The sequence below is a fragment of the Saliphagus sp. GCM10025317 genome (genome assembly GCF_042663665.1).
GTDB lineage: Archaea > Halobacteriota > Halobacteria > Halobacteriales > Natrialbaceae > Natronosalvus.
Genome location: NZ_JBHTAQ010000005.1, coordinates 568,658 through 585,901 on the forward strand (window position 1 = coordinate 568,658; position 17,244 = coordinate 585,901).

Genomic DNA, 17,244 nt, shown 5'->3' on the forward strand with positions numbered 1-17,244 from the left:
TCTTCTTACCCGCCCGACTCGACCTGAATCTCGCCGATCATCGTCCCGATGTGCACTTCACAGACGTACTGGGTCATCTCCGACGTGGCCTGGAGCGTCAGCGTCTGGGTTTCGCCCTCCTCCTCGATAATCTCGGTCTGGTAGTCCTCGACGACCTCGTCGTTGTCGTCCCAGATCACGATGTTGTGTGGCTGGCCGTCGGCGTTCTCCCAAGTGATGTCGTACTCCTGGCCCTCGGTCAGGATGAGCGTCGGGTTAGTCTCACCCTCGATTGGCGCCGGTTCGACGCCCTCCCACCCCTCGGTGACCCCGTCGAGGACGATTTCGTCGACGCCCTCCCACTCGCTGGAGCCACCCGCGGCGGTTTCGTTGTCGTCTCCGGTCTCGTTGCCGGCCTCAGTCTCGTTATCCGTTCCGCCAGCACCGGTCTCGTTTTCGTCGCCACCACCCGTTGTCTCGTTGTCACCGCCGGTGGTGTTGTTCTCCCCCGGTCCTCCCCCTTCCGTGCAGCCCGCGAGCAGTGCCAGGGTGACACCGGCACCCGCGGCGGAGAGCACTCGCCGTCGTGATACTGAATTGTCTCTTTCCATGGGACTCCCTTCACCCGTGAGACGGATAAGCCAATACCAGTCACTCGCATGGTTCGCGATCAGCGAAAGGACCGAATTTGGCCGCCTCGAGTCGATTTGGCCCCATTTTCCCTACCGGCGTTCTTTTCACGACATTGGAGATGGAAGCGGTTTTCACGGTGGCCCGCACAGGACACCGTATGACAGACGTTCATCCGGGCCAGCGCGTCGCGGTTCTGGTCGACGCGCAGAATCTGTATCACACCGCCCAGAGCATCTACAGTCGAAACATCGACTACTCTGAACTCCTCGAGGAGGCCGTCGACGGCCGTCAACTCACACGTGCGATCGCCTACGTCATCCGGGCCGATTCACCCGAGGAGGAGAGTTTCTTCGAGGCGCTGTACGACATCGGCTTCGAGCCCAAGATCAAGGACATCAAGCGCTTCTCGGACGGGACGAAGAAGGCCGACTGGGACGTTGGGATGAGCCTCGACGCCGTCACTCTCGCCAACCACGTCGACACGATGATCCTCTGTACCGGCGACGGCGACTTCTCGAGGCTGTGCTCGCACCTGCGCCACGAGGGCGTCAAGGTCGAGGTGATGGCGTTCGAATCCTCGACTGCCGAGGAACTCGTCGAGGCAGCCGACGACTTCGAGGACCTGGGTGAGCGCCACGAGACGTACCTCCTCTAACGCGCGTTGGCTTTCTCGCTCTCCGGCTTTCTCGATCGCTCTCGAGTGTCCGTCTTCGTCGTGTCTATCTTCGCCGTGTTCGTTCACTTCTTCCCGGGTCTGTCGCTCCCACAACCTTTGGTACATTAAGTATAGTATGTCTCGACGGCGGACTCGAGCTACCGTCTCGGTCCAGAAATCGCTCGAGCTCCTCGCCCCTCACTCGCCCATCGACGGCACCTGAACGCCGTTGAGCGCGCTGTCGATCACCGTTGCCCGATCGACGCCGCGAACGTCCGCTTGGGTCGTCAGCACCAGTCGATGGTCGAGGACCGGGTGAACGACCGCGTGAACGTCCTCCGGGGCGACGTAGTCCCGCCCGGCGAGCACTGCTCGCGCCCGACTGGCCTCGAACAGTCGCTGGATGCCCCGCGGCGAGACGCCGACCTGGACGCGGTCGTCGGTACGGGTCGCCCGGCAGACGTCGATCAGGTACGCCCGTACGGCGGGCTCGACGGTCACCGTCTCGGGAACGTCCTGTAGCGCCAGCACCGCCTCGCGGTCGACGACGCTATCGACCGTGGGCGTCCTGGACTGGCGACTCGCCCGGCGGTCGATCAGCGTCAATTCGCCGTCGCGGTCGGGGTACCCCATCGACGTCTTGACCATGAACCGGTCGATTTGGGCCTCCGGGAGCGGGAACGTCCCCTCCTGCTCGACGGGGTTCTGGGTCGCGATGACGAAAAACGGCTCCGGCAGGTCGTACGTGTCTCCGGCTACCGACACCTGTCCTTCGCCCATCGCCTCGAGTAGGGCGGCCTGGGTCTTCGGCGGCGCACGGTTGATCTCGTCGGCCAGGACGACGTTCGCGAATATCGGGCCGCGTTCGAACTCGAAGGTCGCGTCGTGTTCGTTGTAGATGTGCGTTCCCGTGATGTCCGCCGGGAGCAGGTCAGGCGTGAACTGGACGCGGGTGAACTCGAGGTCGAGCGCCGTCGCAATCGTCTGGGCGGTCAGCGTCTTCCCCGTGCCGGGGACGTCCTCGAGCAGGACGTGGCCCTGCGCGAGGATGGCGGTCAGTATGGTCTCGAGTCGCCCGGACTCGCCGACGACGGCGGTCTGGATCTCCGCGAGGGTGGCCTCGCCGGTTCGCGCGGCCTCGGGAACGTTCATGTCTGCTGTCACCGCGGGAGCACTATATACGGTTCGGCCGTTTCGTCGCGCCGTCTTCCGAATCGCCGCTGACTCACTCGCCGCCGACTCACGCGCCGACGCGTTCACGCGCCGCTGACGAGCGCGATCACGACGAACAGCGTCAGCACGGACGCCACCGTCGTCACGAAGACGTTGAGCGAGGCGAACCGTTCGTCGCCGCCGAGTTCGCTCGAGAAGACGTACGTCGAGACGGCCGTTGGCATCGCCAGCATGACGACCGCGGCGGTGAACGTCGCGTCGTCGACCGCGAGTGCGGAGAAAATCGCCCAGGCGACGGCGGGCATGACCGCGACCTTCATCGCGGTCACGGCGCCCGTCGCGACGGGATCGAGTTCGGGTAGATCGAACTCGAGGGAGGCACCGACGCAGACGAGTGCGAGCGGAAGCGCCAGGGTGGCTAGGACGTCAAGGCTAGTGACGAACGGCCCCGGAACCGATAGGCCGACCGAGCCGACGACCATGCCGGCGACCAGCGCGAGCAAGACGGGGTTCTTGAGGAGGCGAACCAACTGGCGTCTCGCGCTCGTTTCGGCCCCGTTGAACGCCACGAGAATCGTGATCGTCAGGGGTGCCTGGAGGAGCGTCGCGATGCCGAGAATCACGCTCGCGATCGCGGTTACGCTCGCATCGAAAGTCGCCGCGACGAGCGGAATCCCCAGGTAGCCCAGGTTCGAGTGGTACGACTGGACGACGGCGACGCTCCGCCGGGCGCTCGAGTCGCGATTGCGGTGGACGGCCCACGCCAGCGCCGCCGTGGTCGCCAGGACGGCGACGATGCCGACGAAGAGAGCCGGCGAGAGCAGCGACGCGATCGCCTGGTCGTAGGTGGCGACGAAGATCAGGGCCGGCAGGGCGACGTAGTAGGTGGCGGCGTTCAGTCGCGTCGTCCGCGTCGCGTCGAGGATTCCGGCCGATCGGAGCCCGGCCCCGGCGAGCACGACGGCGAGCAACGCCAGCAACCGGAGCAGAACCTCCATGCCCGTCCCCAGTGGACTCACGGATTTGATCGTTCGGATCTCGGTCGCAGTCGCTTCGAGTCCACTTCTTCGAGTCCACTTCTTCGAGTCCGCTTCCTCGAAGTTCGCTGCTTCGCACTCGCCAGCCTCATCGTTCGCTGATCCATCGTCGACGCCAGTCTCGAGCGCCGTGCCGTCGGGAAGCCACCGTATCGTCGGGAAGCTACCGTGCTCGAGTTTAAATACCAGTGGGCGCCAGGAGCGACCATGGTCGAGGTTGAGGCGACGGCGACGACCGTCTCCGGGGTGGCGTTCGTCTGTGCGACGGTGTGGAACACGTACTCGACGCCCCAGCGCGTCCGCGTGCGAAGTACCGTGCCCGGGCCGACGTGGGCACCGCGAGACGGCGAGGGGGCGACGGCTGAGTGGTCGAACGACGAGTGGACGGCCCGTCTCGAGCCCGGCCGTCGCCGGGGGTTCGGATTCGCGACGCCGGTGTCCGAGGCGGTTGACGACGCGGCGGCGGCAGAGCGGGCGCTGGTATCCGACGGATCCGCCGATCCTACGGGCGCTCGAACCGATGCTCGAACTGCCGATACCTCTGACGTTCGAACCGACGCTCGAACCGAACTCGAGGCAGCACTCGAGTCACCAGTTGAACTCGTATCGACCGAACGGGCGGACAGCGGGGACGAACCGGCCCGACCGGACGATGTCCTGGCGTCGCTCGCGCCGTGGGCGCCGGTCGGTGCGGTTCTGGACGGTGGCTCCTACTGGGATTCCGATGCCACGCGCGATTCGGATCGTGATCCCGAACCCGGCCACGATACTGGTTCTCCCCCCGTGCCCGCGGACCGTTCTCGAGTCACCAACTCCACTCGAGCCCATCACTCCTCTGGAGTCGCCCACTCATCTCGAGTTACCCACCCTCCTCGAGACCTCCCAGAGCGATGATCGTTGCCGTCGCCGGCGGAAAAGGCGGCGTCGGCAAGTCGACGATGGCGCTAAATCTCGGCGCCGAACTCGGAGCGGTCGTCGTCGACGCGGACCTCGCCGCCGCCGACCTCCCGGCCGGATCCGGACGCGGTCCGGACCTCCACGACGTCCTCGTCGGCCGGGCGACGCCCCTGGACGCCGTCGATTCGACCGGTCCCGTCCGGCTCCTCCCCTGCGGTCGAACCCTCGAGGGCGCTCGAGCGTCGGACCTCGCCGAACTCCCGCGCGTCGTGGACGCACTCGACCGACGCTACGGCCGCGTCGTCGTCGACTGCCCGGCCGGACTGGCCCGCGACGTGGGAGTACAACTCGCCAGCGCGGACGCGGCGGTGCTCGTCACGACGCCGTCTAAGGTCGCCATCCACGACGCGTACCGAACCCGCCAGCTCACACTGGCGCTCGAGACGCCGCTCGCGGCGGTCGTGGTCAACCGATCGCGTTCCCGTCGCGACGAACGCCTACTCGATCCAGTCGAGCGCCACTTCGGGGCACCTGCGGTGCGGGTCGAAACGCGACCCGCAGTTGCCGAGGCGCAGTCGATGGGCCGCCCGCTTCGCACAGTTGCGCCCGCGTGCCCCGCGCTCGACGCGCTCGAGACACTCTCGCGGGTGATCGAACGCCGTGCTCGTCGATATTCCGAACACGTCGAAACCCTGTAATTTTTGCCGTCCGGAACACCTTTCCGAACCGTCCGTCGATCTGTATCCATGACGGATCTTCGATCACCTGCCGAGACTGCCGTTCGACAGTGCCTGGCCCTCGAGTCCGACGAATCGTGCGTCGTCGTTACTGACGACAAGCGGGTCGAGATCGGGGCGGCCCTCTACGAGGTGGCGAGCGAGGTCACCGACGACGCGGTGATCGTGCGCTACCCACCGGGGGAGACCCACGGCGGCGAGCCACCGTCGCCGGTCGCGGCGGCGATGGCAGACGCGGACGTCGTCCTCGCGCCGACGAGCAAGAGCCTGAGCCACACCCGTGCGCGAACGGAGGCCAACGAGGCCGATGCTCGCGTCGCGACCCTTCCCGGAATCACCGAGGACGTCTTCACCACTGGCCTGGACGCCGACTACGAGGCGATCGCGGCTCACTGCGCGGACGTTCGCGAACAGGTCGACGGCGCCGACGAGGTTCGCGTGACGACGCCTATCGGCACCGACGTCACGTTCGGCATCGGCGACCGGCAGTTCCTCTCGGACACCGGCATCGTCCACGAACCCGGCCGGATGTCGAACCTCCCTGCCGGCGAGGTGTTCGTCAGCCCCGAGACCGCCGACGGGACCTTCGTCGTCGACGGGACCATGATGCCCCACGGGTTGCTCGAGCCAGGTCAGACGCTCGAGTTCGAGGTCGAAGACGGCCTCATCACCCGGATTTCGGATCCGGAGATCCGCGAGACGGTCGAGACGGCGGCCGAGGAGGTCGGCGACGCAGCGTACAACCTCGCGGAGCTGGGCATCGGGACGAACGTCGCGGTGACGACACTGGTCGGGAGCGTCCTGCTGGACGAGAAGGCGGCCGGGACGGTCCACATCGCGATCGGCGACGATGCGGGGATCGGCGGCGACGTCGAGGCACCGATTCACCTGGATGGGATTCTCCGCGAGCCGACGGTGTACGCCGACGGCGAGGAAGTGAGGCAGCCGACGGGCGAGTAGTCGTTCTGGGGCGTCTCCGTAGCCGTTATCGGATTTCGTCTCGAGGGATCATTTTCCTGCGGACTCGTCGCTCGAGCCAGGGTCTCGCTCGAGAGCAGTCACGACTCGCATGCCTCATTCTCCTCCTCCATAGCCGCCTCCCCCTCCCCAGCCGCTTCGCTCGCCGCTGACTCGCGAATCCCTCGCACGAGGTCGACCCGCGGCTCACCGCCGGTTCGCCGCGGCCCGGCGCGCGCCACGGCAGGTGGTCGCAGGGCTGAAGCGGTGGATCCACCTCGAGCGCCCGACCCGCTTCAATCGTCTTTTACGCCCGGAGCCTGTAGAGGCGTGCTATGAGCGATACCCACGCCCAGGACCAGGACCGCATCCCGACGCCCTGTCCGTCGTGTTCACCCGACCTCGAGACGGTCCACGAGGTGCTCTCGCCCGGCGGCGGCAGCCTCACCGTCCGCTGTGGCGAGTGCGGCCACGTCCACAAGATCCAGCCCGAGCCCGACCGCGAGGTGACCCTCGACGTCGTCGTCTCCCAGGACGGCGAGTCCTTCACCGCGAACGTGACCACGCCCGAGGACGAGACCGTCGAGGTGGGCGACGAGTTCCTCCTCGAGACCGATGACGTGCTCGCGACCGTCCGGGTCACGAGCGTCGAACTCGAGGGAGACAAACGCGTCGAGTCGGCCCCGGCCGACGAGGCTGCGACCGTCTGGACCCGCGAGGTCGACAACGTCTCGGTCAATGTCACGATCCACCCCCAGGACGGCCGGCGAGAGGATAGCCGGAGTCTCACCGTCTACGTCCCCGGAGACTACGAGTTCACCGTCGGGGAGACCGACTCCTTCGGCGACGACGAGTTCGAAATCGACGCGTTCGTCGTCCGCGGCGACGCCGAGGGCTATCACCGGGATCGCTTCGAGGAGCCCGGCGACATGGCCTTCGCGAAGGACGTCAAGCGGGTCTACGCCTACGACGAGACGAGCACAGCCTGGTCGGCCTGGTAGGCGGCTTCTGCTCGCGACCACAATCACGAACGCTCACGCTCGCGATAACGACTCCGACCCTGATCGAGAACGAAATCATGACCGACGACGCTCCCCGAGACCGACGCGACGAACGCGAACGACTCGCCGAGACCGTCGCCGCTCGTAACGGGCTCGACGACCGCGTCAAGTCGGCGCTCGAGGCCGTCCCTCGGCACGCGTTCGTCCCCGACGACCGGCAGACGAACGCCTACGTCGATCGCCCGCTACCCATCGGCAACGGCCAGACGATCAGCGCCCCGCACATGGTCGCCGTCATGGCCGACGAACTCGCCCTCGAGTCCGGCGACGCCGTCCTCGAGATCGGCACGGGGTGTGGCTACCACGCCGCGGTCACCGCCGAACTGGTCGGCGCCGACAACGTCTACAGCGTCGAGTACGATCCCGAACTCGCCGATGACGCACGGGGGCGTCTCGCCGACCTCGGCTACGAGGGCGTCGACGTTCGGACCGGCGACGGGCGCGACGGGTGGCCCGAGAACGCCCCCTACGACGCGGCCTACCTGACCTGCGCGGCTCGCGCGTTCCCCGACCCGGTGGTCGAGCAGGTCCGCCCAGGCGGCCGACTGCTCGCTCCGCTCGAGGGCGGGTTGGGCTCGCAGACGTTGACGTTCGCCCGTAAGCGCGAGAACGGCCCCCTCGAGCGCGAGGAACGCGGGGCGGTGCGGTTCGTTCGGATGCGTGGTTGAGACAGGCGGCGAGCGACCGGGGCAACGAACGAGTACGCGTGCTTTTTCGACCCCGCGGACCATCGACGACCAGAGACGACTATGTCACAGTCACGCGCGACGCCATCGTTCGAACTCTGCTTACTCCTGCGCGCCGCCCGCGAAACCGGCGCGCTCGAGGCGCTGATGACCACCGCGGAAACGCCGACCGACCTGGCGAGCGAAACCGACCTGACCGAACGCGCAGCCGAGACGCTCGTCGACGTCCTCGAGGCCGAGGGATTCCTCAAGGACGTCGGGGGCGCGTACGAACCCACGAACCGCTCGCTCGGCTTCCTGGCGAAGGCGGACGTCCGATCCATCGGGTCACTTCCCGCGACGCTGGACCGACTGGACCGCGGCCTCGAGGCCGACTGGCTCCTGACCGACGACCGGCCGACCGAGACGGACACCGAGCGGCGAAACCGCCTCGGGAGGGCAGCGGCCGCGGTCGAGGCGACAACCCGCGCGCTCGTCACCGCGGCGATTCGCGTCGCTCCCGAGGCCCGGCGCGTCCTGGAGGTCGGCGGTGCGCCGGGAACCCACGCCGTCGAGTTCGCCCGCCGCGGGGTCGACGTCACGCTGTACGATGAGTCGAAAGCCGTCGCCGACTCGCAGGCTATCCTCGCCCACGAATCGGTGGACGTGCTCGAGGGAAACGTCCCCGATGGGTTGTCGGAAACGCTCGAGGGAATTGACGGATTCGACCTGATCGTTGCTGTCGATCAGCTGTCGCGACTCGGTCCAGCGGCGAACGAAACCCTCGTCGACGCCGCGGTGGACGCTCTCGCTCCCGGCAGCTGGCTCGTCGTCGCGGAACGACTCGAGGGGCCGGCAGCGACGCGGTCCGCCGTGGAAACCCTGCTCGAGACGCCGGCGGGACGCGTCTACGCGACCGATCGGTATCGCGAGTGGTTCGAGCGAGCGGGCCTCGAGCGGTGGACCGTGGAGTCGGTTCCCGGTACGGCGTACATTGTGGTCGCTGGGCGGCGCTCGCTCGCCTGACGTGACACCGAGTTGCCCACAGCAAGCGAGTCGTTGATTACCGTCGCGGCGATACCGTTTCTATGGACCCGGCGGTACTGCGCGAGGACATGGTCGACGGCCTCGTCCACGAGTCGAAAGGCGTCCTCACGGACGAGTCGCTCGCCGTCGCCATGCGCGACGTCCCGCGCCACGAGTTCGTCGAGGACGAGTCGGCAGCCTACGCCGATCGTGCCCACGAGTGTCACGGAACGCGCGTGCTGTCCCCCAGCACGGTCGCGCGATTACTCGAGGCGCTCGCTCCCCGACGCGACGACTCCGTCCTCGTCGTCGGGGCTGGCGTCGGTTACACCGCCGCCGTTCTGGCGGAACTCGTCGGGGAGACCAACGTCCACGCCGTCGACATCGCCCGCCCGATGGTGTACGAGGCACGCGCGAACCTCGAGCGAGCAGGGTACGGCGGCGTCCTCGTCGACTGTCGAGACGGGGCCCGCGGATTGCCGGCGTACGCCCCCTTCGATCGGATTTTACTCGAGGCGGCGACCGTTTCGCCCCCCAGGGAACTACTCGAGCAGTGTCGCGAGGGCGGCCGGATCGTGTATCCGCGGGGCGCTCAGCCCCAGCGCCTCGAGGCGCGTCGGCCCGACGGCACGACCGAGCGATTCGGCGCCGTCTCGTTCGAACCGCTGCTCGTCGACGGCGAGCAGGTCGGGGCCGTCGAGCGCAACCGGACGGCTCGAGAGGACGTCGAACACGCGACGCGCCGGGCCCAGTCCCGAAGGGGCTGGGAACGAGAGTGGATCGAGTGGGATAGCCTCAGTTCTCGATGACGACGATTTCGGTGTTCGACTGATCGTCGACGTAGTCGGTGTTCATCGGTGGGACAACGTCGACCTGGAGCGTCCCGGTTCGCTGGCCCTGCCTGAGCGTCGGATCGAGTCGCAGGGTGACCGTACCGTCGCTTCCGGTCTCTCCCTTGACGGCCGAATCCAGCCAGGCGTCGTCGCTCATCACAATGACGGTTGCGTCTTCGACGGTGTTGCCGTCGTCACCGAGGACGGTGAGATCGACGCTCGTCGTTTTCCCGGCGTCGACCGTCACGGGATCGATCTTGACGTCCGTTTCCGTCTCGGCCAGCGTTCCGATTCCGCCGAGCATGCTCATCATGATCGCCAGGCTCGCGACGCCGACGACGAGCGCGATGATCAACCTGATGGGGAGTCCTTCGATCGCCCTGTCGTCCGCGCCGAACCGATGTGGTGGTCGCATGGCCGGTCTGGCCGCTCGTTCGTATATAAATTCACGGCTGAACGATCCAGTAGACACTCGAGGGTTTCGAAAAGTGGGGTGGGGGGTTAAGGGGGGGGGTGGCGACAGTCTGTCTCAGATCGCCAACTATTGATATGGACGCGGGGCCATTAAAAATAGCTTCTATCTGTTTAGACGGTTCCAAATGACGATACTAATTAATTAGAGTCAGGTCCGAACGCCAGCGTAACCAGCTTTCGCTGGGCCGCTCGCAGGTGATAGTGGTAGGTCGGCGGCGTCACGTCGAGGGCCGCGGCGAGGTCCTCGCCCGTGCTCTCTCTGGGCCACTCGAAGAACCCGCTGTAGTGGGCCGCCTGCAGCGCCTCGAACTGCTTGGCCGTCAGCGACTCCTCGAGGCGCGCGTCGAACCGGGTGCTCGAGACGCTCGCCGTCGTCTCCCGGCGAGCCGTCAGCTCCGTCTCCGGAAAGTGGTCTCGGATCGATTCGACCAATGCCCGCGTATCGATCTGGCTCGGGACCGACAGCGCGATGGTCGTTACGTCGTCGCTCGTCGTGGTCGACGTCACGTGGGCGTCGTACTCTCGCAGTATCTCGACGAACGGCGTCGGCGTGATCGTCACCTCGAATAGCGTCGACTCCTCGCCGTCGGAGACGACCGAGAGGGAGTCGACCACCGCCCATCGCTCCGATAGCTCGAGGATCTCGTCGACCGGTGGTTCCTCGATCGAGACGAACAGGACGGTCTCCTGGGCCCGGTCGATGATTCCCTCCAGGGTAATCGTCCCGGAAGCGATCGTTCCGAGCCGATTGAACAGCATCTGCGGGTCCTGACACTCGAGTTCGATCTCGAGTCGACTGTCGGTGAGCATCGCCTGGGTGCGTTCGATCGATCGAATCGCGTGGCCGATCGTCTCGCCGAGTTCGCCCAGCACCTCGCGCTCGCTCTCGCTGATCGCGTCGGCCTGGGGGGCGTGGACCACGATGGCACCGTATCGCCGCTCGGCGTCGACCAGCGGCACGGCGAGCACCGTCTGGTAGCCGTAGGTGAGCGCCGCCTTTCGCCGGTCAGCCCACGCCTCGTCGTCGAGCACGTTCTCGGCGACCTGCACCGATTCGGTCTCGAGCGCGCGCTCGATCAGGGCCGCTTCGGGCGCCGCGGGCCCGTCCTCGCGAACCCGGTCGACGTAGGTGACGTCGATTCCCTCCCAGACGGTCGGCGACGGCGTCTCCTGGCCCGCGGTGATCCACGCACAGAGGTAGCGGTCGGTTTCGGCGAGGCGCTGACAGACCGTCCGCTCGATCTCTTCGCGAGTCGAGGCCTTGGCGATCCCACGGTTGATCGCCCGAACGATCTCGTTCGTGTGATTCAGCCGGGTCAGCTCCTCGTTTTGCTCGGTGAGCGTGCGGTCGTGCTCGCGTAGTAACTGCTCGCGCTCGGCCCGGTCCAGGGCAGCCTCGGTGTTGGCCCCCAGAATGTAGAGCAACTCGCGCATCGACTCGTCGAACCGGTCGGGTCGCTCGCTCCCGGCGACGACGACCCCGTGCGTCCCGAGGGGAACGACGAGTTTACTTCGGCTCACCGTGTCGGCGACGTCCGTCACCCCTGCTGCCCGGACGTTGGGGTAGTACTGCGGTTCGCCCTCCGAGAACGCCTCCCAGATCAACCCGTCGCCACGCCCGATCGTCTCCGCGGGTGTCAGCAACTGGCGCGTCTCGGCCGTCGAGGCCGCGTGCGCGAGCGTCCCTTCGGCGGGTTCGAACCGATACGCGGAGACGATCGGCACCTCGAGGATCGCGCCCGCGGTTCCGACGGCGGCCTCGTAAATCTCGTCCTTCGTCCCCGCTCGCATCAGGTCGCGCGTGGTGTCGTGGAGCGTCGTCAGCGTCCGTTCGTACCGCCGTTCGTTCTCCCGGAGCTCGGTCTCCGTCCGGTACTGTGAGACGGCGTTCGCGACCTGGTTCGCCAGCAGGGTGAACCGGTCGCTCCCGGGCTGTTTCTGGAGATACTGGGTCACCCCGGCGGCGATCGCCTCGCTCGCGATCTCCTCGGAGCCCTTCCCGGTGAACAGGATAAAGGGCAATTCCGGATCCCGTTCCCGGACAGCTTCGAGCAACTCGAGTCCGTTCGTGCTGGGCATGTCGTAGTCGCTCACGATACACTCGATGGGGTCGGTCTCGAGGACGTCGAGGGCCGCGTCCGCGCTCGAGACGTCCGTCGCCGCGATGTCATCACGTTCGCGCTCGAGCATCGTCGTCGTCAACTCGGCGAACCTGGCGTCGTTGTCGACGACCAGAACGCGCATGGTTTCGGTCACGTCAGACCACGCTCTGCGTCTCGAGGTGACGGCTCCACAGCGCCAGCTCTAACCGGGCGACTCGTGCTGGCTCGAGGAGCGACAGTACTCATTATCGAGAAGTAAACTGGTGTGTACTAAATAATTAGCATTGGTCCCCGTCTCTGGCGGACTCACAGCCGCTTCTCGAGGCGATAGTCCGACTCCCGTTTCGTCGACGGATGCTCTATCTCGGGTTCCGTGATCCGGAGATAGGTGCTCTTCTTTCCGGCGTCTTCCATCGGGACCCAGTACAACTCGTCGGTCTCTCGGCACCGAACGGCGAACCCGTTGATCGTGTCGTCGTAGTCGACGACCGTGTCAGTTCCGTCGACCGTCGTCTTGCTGGCCGTCTTGAATCGAATGACGTCGTCTTCGATCCAGCCGGTTTTGCACTGCACCCGGAGTATGCGAGTACCAGTATCGAGCAGGAGATCGTACTTGTCGTTGTCTCCGAACGGAATCGACACCGAGTGACCCATAGTGATCAGTGCCGCCAGGATCGTCGCTTCAGTCTCGTCTCCTGTTTGCTTCGTATTCACGCGAGGTCTGGTCCCGTTTTCGTACAAAAACTCCTGGACTGTGTGAGATTTCTACGGGTAGGCCGACCGCCTCGGTTTCCTTACAGGCCGGCCCGTCGCTATACGCTCGAGGCCTGGCCGCAAAACAACCGTCTGGGTACGAGTCGATTCGTCTCGCTGTGTTTCTCGAAGCACGCCGAATCGCTCCGCTCGTCGGTTAGTTCCTCGAAAAGCGCCCGAGGCGGGATTTGAACCCGCGTCACGACCGTGACAGGGTCGTATGATGGGCCACTACACCACCCGGGCACCCTGCAACTCTTCGTTTCCCGGTCGCAGTATTAAGGCTTTCCAATCGGTGACGGTTTGGTAGGCCGGGACGCAACACGATTTCTGGATTTTCGACGCTGTTCGAACTGTTCGAGACAACCGAAACCTCGAGCCAGACTAGCTATCGAACGATGAAGCGAACTACCTGATGAACGGTTGCCAATTCTCCGCAAAGGATTTAATCGATACGTGTGGTACGTACTGGTATGTGACGCCGCCGGCGACGGGTGATGGCCGGCGGGCCGACTAGCCGTGCCTGTGGGGCAACTTAGTAACCGTTAAATGCCTTCCAGCAATACGTCCCTGTAGTATCTCGTGACAGCCGCTTCTCCCCCGGTAGGCCGGACCAACAACACATGGTAGACGTAAGCCAACACGAACTCGTGCCAGAGCACACCATCCTCGACGAGGAGGTACTCGAGGACGTGCTCGACGAGTACGACATCGACCGTACAGACTTGCCGAAGATCAAACGCACGGACAAGGCGCTGCCCGACGAAGCCGAGGTCGGGGACGTCATCAAGATCGTGCGAAACTCGCGAACGACGGATCAGGCCGTCGTCTATCGACTCGTGGTGGAATAAATGGAACTGGATCGAACACTCAGACGGGACATCTCGCGGGAGTATTTTTCGAAAGAACGACTGGCCGAGCATCACTACCGCTCGTTCAACTCCTTCCTCACTCGAGGGATGCAGGAGGTTGTCGACGAAAAGGAGACAATCGACACGGACATCGGCGACAAGGAAGGCGAGGAACCCGTCCGCGTCGATCTCGGGGACGTACGCGTCGTCACACCCCGGGTTCGCGAGGCCGACGGGTCCGAGGAACTGCTCTACCCGCAAGAGGCCCGCCTGCGCAACATCACCTACTCTGCGCCCGTCTTCATGGAGATGAGCATCGTCAAGGGCGAGGAGGGCGACGAGCGCGTCGTCGACTCGACGGAGACGAAGATTGGTCGAATGCCGATCATGGTGGGCTCCGAGAAGTGTAACATCGCGGGCTTTTCCGACCAGGAGCTCATCGAAATCGGCGAGGACCCCGCCGACCCCGGCGGCTACTTCATCGTCAACGGCTCCGAGCGCGTGTTGATGACCAGCGAGGACCTCGCGCCGAACAAGATTCTTGCCGAGTACGACACGAAGTACGGCGACGAGATCCAGGTCGCCAAAACCTTCAGTCAGCGCCGTGGCTACCGCGCACTGGTGCTCTGTGAACGGACCCGGAACGGCCTGCTCGAGGTGTCGTTCCCCTCGGTATCGGGCTCGATCAACTTCGTCACGCTCGTGCGCGCGCTGGGTCTCGAGTCCGACGAGGAGATCGTCCACAAGGTCTCGAACGACCCCGAGGTCGTCAAGTACATGCTCGAGAACCTCGAGGAGGCGGAGGTACAGACGAAAGAGGAGGCCATCGAGGCGCTGGGTAAGCGCGTCGCCTCCGGTCAGGGCAAGAACTACCAGCTCAAGCGGGCGAACTACGTGATCGACCGCTACCTCCTGCCTCACCTCCACGAGGAAGGTGTCGAGGAGGAAGACGTCCGAATCAACAAGGCCCACTACCTCTGTCGGATGGCCGAGGCGTGTTTCGAACTTGCGCTCAACCGGCGCGAATCCGACGACAAGGACCACTACGCGAACAAGCGGCTGAAAGTCAGCGGCGACCTGATGCGCGACCTGTTCCGGACGGCGCTGAACAAGCTGGCACGCGACGTGAAGTACCAGCTCGAGCGTGCGAACATGCGAAACCGGAACCTGTCGGTCAACACCGTCGTGCGCTCTGACGTCCTGACCGAGCGACTCGAGCACCCCATCGCGACGGGGAACTGGGTCGGCGGACGCTCCGGCGTCTCACAACTGGTCGACCGGACGGACTTCATGGGCGTCCTGAGCCACCTGCGCCGGCTCCGGAGCCCGCTTTCGCGCTCACAGCCGCACTTCGAGGCGCGAGACCTGCACGCGACCCAGTGGGGTCGCATCTGTCCCTCCGAGACGCCGGAGGGGCCGAACTGTGGGCTGGTGAAGAACTTCGCACAGGCGATGGAGCTCTCCCAGCACGTCGAGGACGAACAGGACCTGAAACGCGAACTGGCGTCGATGGGTGTCGAGGGCATTCCCGGCATCGAGGGCGTCGAACGAACGACAACGAGTGCAGACGACTAACACATGAGTAGCCAACAACGAGAAGCCAAGGTGTACGTCAACGGGTCGCTGGTGGGTACGCACCCGGACCCGGAGAAGCTGGCCGAACAGATTCGCGAAGCCCGACGCATCGGCGACGTCAGCGAGATGGTCAACGTCTCGGTGAAAGAGCGCACGCGCGAGGTCATCGTCAACGCCGACGCGGGCCGCGCTCGCCGTCCCCTGCTGGTCGTCGAAGACGGCGAACCCCGCATCACGGACGCCGAGATCGAAGCCCTTCGCGACGGCGATCTCGAGTTCGAGGACCTCGTCGACCACGGCTACATCGAGTTCATCGACGCCGAGGAAGAAGAGGACATCTACGTCGCTGTCGACGAGGACGACCTGAACGACGATCACACCCACCTCGAGATCGACCCCTCGCTGATCTTCGGGATCGGTGCGGGGATGATTCCCTACCCCGAGCACAACGCGAGCCCCCGGATTACGATGGGGGCGGGGATGGTCAAGCAGTCGCTGGGGCTCCCGTCGGCCAACTATCGCATTCGGCCAGATACACGCCAGCACCTGCTTCACTACCCGCAGCTGTCGATGGTCAAGACCCAGACGACCGAGCAGATCGGGTTCGACGAGCGCCCAGCCGCCCAGAACTTCGTCGTCGCCGTCATGAGCTACGAGGGGTTCAACATCGAGGACGCGCTGGTCATGAACAAGGCATCCGTCGAGCGCGCGCTCGCTCGCTCGCACTTCTTCCGGACCTACGAGGGCGAGGAGCGACGGTATCCGGGTGGCCAGGAGGACCGCTTCGAGATTCCGAGCCAGGACGTGCGCGGCGCACGCGGCGAGGAAGCCTACACCCACCTCGACGAGGACGGCCTCGTCAACCCCGAGACGAACGTCGACGAGAACTCCGTCTTGCTCGGCAAAACGAGCCCACCGCGATTCCTCGAGGAACCCGACGACATGGGCGGCCTCTCGCCACAGAAGCGCCGAGAGACCTCGGTGACGATGCGTTCGGGCGAATCCGGCGTCGTCGACACCGTCACCCTGATGGAGGGCGAGGACGGCTCGAAGCTGTCGAAGGTCTCGGTGCGTGACGAACGAATCCCCGAACTCGGAGACAAGTTCGCCAGCCGCCACGGCCAGAAGGGGGTCGTCGGTCACCTGGCGCCCCAGGAGGACATGCCCTTCACCGAGGAGGGCGTCGTTCCTGACCTGGTCGTCAACCCCCACGCCCTGCCCTCGCGGATGACCGTCGGGCACATCCTCGAGATGATCGGCGGCAAACTCGGCGCGATGGAAGGTCGTCGCGTCGACGGCACGCCGTTCCTCGGCGAGGACGAGGACCAACTTCGCGGCGGACTCGAGGAGGCCGGCTTCAACTCCGCGGGCAAGGAGGTCATGTACTCGGGCGTGACGGGCGAGAAGATCGAGGCCGAAATCTTCGTTGGCGTCATTTTCTACCAGAAGCTCTACCACATGGTCTCGAACAAACTGCACGCCCGTTCGCGCGGGCCGGTGCAGGTGCTCACCCGTCAGCCCACCGAAGGGCGCGCCCGCGAGGGTGGGCTGCGCATTGGGGAGATGGAGCGCGACGTGTTCATCGGCCACGGGGCGGCCATGACGCTCAAGGAACGGCTGCTGGACGAGTCCGACCGCGAGTTCATCCACATCTGTGGCAACTGTGGGATGAGCGCGGTCGAGAACGTTGAGCAACGTCGGGTGTACTGCCCGAACTGCGACGAGGAGACCGACATCCACGAGATCGAGATGAGCTACGCGTTCAAACTGCTTCTCGACGAGATGAAGGCCCTCGGCATCGCCCCGCGACTCGAACTGGAGGACGCCGTCTAACAC

17 protein-coding genes and 1 tRNA gene are annotated in these 17,244 nt (G+C 65.4%); 11 read left to right on the forward strand and 7 right to left on the reverse strand.

All coding sequences use genetic code 11. The annotated features are described in order from the left end of the window. Positions 1-5: 5 nt before the first annotated feature. Positions 6-590: a cupredoxin domain-containing protein gene (locus ACFQS4_RS04935; protein WP_497902566.1), complete on the reverse strand. Its 585-nt coding sequence runs from the start codon at positions 588-590 to the stop codon at positions 6-8. Between the two features lie 179 nt (positions 591-769). On the opposite strand from ACFQS4_RS04935, the gene ACFQS4_RS04940 reads away from it, so the two are divergent. Then, on the forward strand, positions 770-1,267 hold the full coding sequence (locus ACFQS4_RS04940; RefSeq protein WP_253432602.1) for a LabA-like NYN domain-containing protein: 498 nt from the start codon (positions 770-772) through the stop codon (positions 1,265-1,267). A 198-nt stretch (positions 1,268-1,465) separates the two neighbouring features. Here the strand turns inward: ACFQS4_RS04940 and ACFQS4_RS04945 are convergent, their stop codons facing one another. Both ACFQS4_RS04945 and ACFQS4_RS04950 read right to left on the reverse strand, forming a co-directional pair. Continuing rightward, complete coding sequence (locus ACFQS4_RS04945) at positions 1,466-2,419, reverse strand: AAA family ATPase (protein ID WP_497902567.1); 954 nt, start codon at positions 2,417-2,419, stop codon at positions 1,466-1,468. A 104-nt stretch (positions 2,420-2,523) separates the two neighbouring features. Further along, positions 2,524-3,438: an AEC family transporter gene (locus tag ACFQS4_RS04950; protein ID WP_497902568.1), complete on the reverse strand. Its 915-nt coding sequence runs from the start codon at positions 3,436-3,438 to the stop codon at positions 2,524-2,526. A 246-nt stretch (positions 3,439-3,684) separates the two neighbouring features. Here ACFQS4_RS04950 and ACFQS4_RS04955 point away from each other — a divergent pair, with 246 nt between their 5' ends. The 7 genes from ACFQS4_RS04955 to ACFQS4_RS04985 all read left to right on the forward strand — a co-directional run bounded on the left by ACFQS4_RS04955 (position 3,685) and on the right by ACFQS4_RS04985 (position 9,629). Continuing rightward, complete coding sequence (locus ACFQS4_RS04955) at positions 3,685-4,371, forward strand: DUF7857 domain-containing protein (RefSeq protein WP_497902569.1); 687 nt, start codon at positions 3,685-3,687, stop codon at positions 4,369-4,371. Then, entirely contained in the window at positions 4,368-5,072 is a 705-nt protein-coding gene (locus ACFQS4_RS04960; protein WP_497902570.1) for a MinD/ParA family ATP-binding protein, read from the forward strand. Before ACFQS4_RS04955 ends, ACFQS4_RS04960 begins: the two co-directional genes overlap by 4 nt. A 48-nt stretch (positions 5,073-5,120) precedes the next feature. Continuing rightward, positions 5,121-6,071, forward strand: a complete 951-nt coding sequence (locus tag ACFQS4_RS04965) for an aminopeptidase (protein ID WP_497902571.1) — start codon at positions 5,121-5,123, stop codon at positions 6,069-6,071. A 332-nt stretch (positions 6,072-6,403) separates the two neighbouring features. Beyond that, the gene (locus ACFQS4_RS04970) at positions 6,404-7,069 is read left to right on the forward strand and encodes an HVO_0476 family zinc finger protein (RefSeq protein WP_497902572.1); all 666 of its coding nucleotides are present in this window, start codon (positions 6,404-6,406) and stop codon (positions 7,067-7,069) included. Between the two features lie 77 nt (positions 7,070-7,146). Further along, complete coding sequence (locus tag ACFQS4_RS04975) at positions 7,147-7,797, forward strand: protein-L-isoaspartate(D-aspartate) O-methyltransferase (protein WP_497902573.1); 651 nt, start codon at positions 7,147-7,149, stop codon at positions 7,795-7,797. A gap of 81 nt (positions 7,798-7,878) precedes the next feature. After that, positions 7,879-8,820 (forward strand): class I SAM-dependent methyltransferase, encoded by a 942-nt coding sequence (locus tag ACFQS4_RS04980; RefSeq protein WP_497902574.1) that lies wholly within the window; start codon positions 7,879-7,881, stop codon positions 8,818-8,820. A 62-nt stretch (positions 8,821-8,882) separates the two neighbouring features. Next, positions 8,883-9,629 (forward strand): protein-L-isoaspartate O-methyltransferase family protein, encoded by a 747-nt coding sequence (locus tag ACFQS4_RS04985; protein WP_497902575.1) that lies wholly within the window; start codon positions 8,883-8,885, stop codon positions 9,627-9,629. Here the strand turns inward: ACFQS4_RS04985 and ACFQS4_RS04990 are convergent. The 4 genes from ACFQS4_RS04990 to ACFQS4_RS05005 all read right to left on the reverse strand — a co-directional run bounded on the left by ACFQS4_RS04990 (position 9,616) and on the right by ACFQS4_RS05005 (position 13,228). Continuing rightward, positions 9,616-10,068: a DUF7382 domain-containing protein gene (locus tag ACFQS4_RS04990; RefSeq protein WP_497902576.1), complete on the reverse strand. Its 453-nt coding sequence runs from the start codon at positions 10,066-10,068 to the stop codon at positions 9,616-9,618. The two genes, ACFQS4_RS04985 and ACFQS4_RS04990, sit on opposite strands and share 14 nt — an antisense overlap. Before the next feature lie 197 nt (positions 10,069-10,265). Continuing rightward, positions 10,266-12,383, reverse strand: a complete 2,118-nt coding sequence (locus ACFQS4_RS04995; RefSeq protein ID WP_497902577.1) for a bacterio-opsin activator domain-containing protein — start codon at positions 12,381-12,383, stop codon at positions 10,266-10,268. 152 nt (positions 12,384-12,535) lie between these two features. After that, on the reverse strand, positions 12,536-12,943 hold the full coding sequence (locus ACFQS4_RS05000; RefSeq protein WP_497902578.1) for a group I intron-associated PD-(D/E)XK endonuclease: 408 nt from the start codon (positions 12,941-12,943) through the stop codon (positions 12,536-12,538). Positions 12,944-13,155: 212 nt separating this feature from the next. After that, positions 13,156-13,228, reverse strand: a tRNA-Asp gene (locus tag ACFQS4_RS05005). Positions 13,229-13,605: 377 nt separating this feature from the next. Here ACFQS4_RS05005 and ACFQS4_RS05010 point away from each other — a divergent pair. From ACFQS4_RS05010 to rpoB, 3 genes are read left to right on the forward strand one after another with little or no spacing between them, the layout of a single operon-like run. Then, entirely contained in the window at positions 13,606-13,833 is a 228-nt protein-coding gene (locus ACFQS4_RS05010) for a DNA-directed RNA polymerase subunit H (RefSeq protein WP_254159406.1), read from the forward strand. Then, entirely contained in the window at positions 13,834-15,408 is a 1,575-nt protein-coding gene (locus ACFQS4_RS05015) for a DNA-directed RNA polymerase subunit B'' (protein ID WP_254159407.1), read from the forward strand. A 3-nt stretch (positions 15,409-15,411) separates the two neighbouring features. Beyond that, a complete protein-coding gene (gene rpoB, locus ACFQS4_RS05020; protein WP_254159408.1) occupies positions 15,412-17,241 on the forward strand; it encodes a DNA-directed RNA polymerase subunit B in 1,830 nt (609 codons plus the stop codon). Positions 17,242-17,244: the final 3 nt, after the last annotated feature.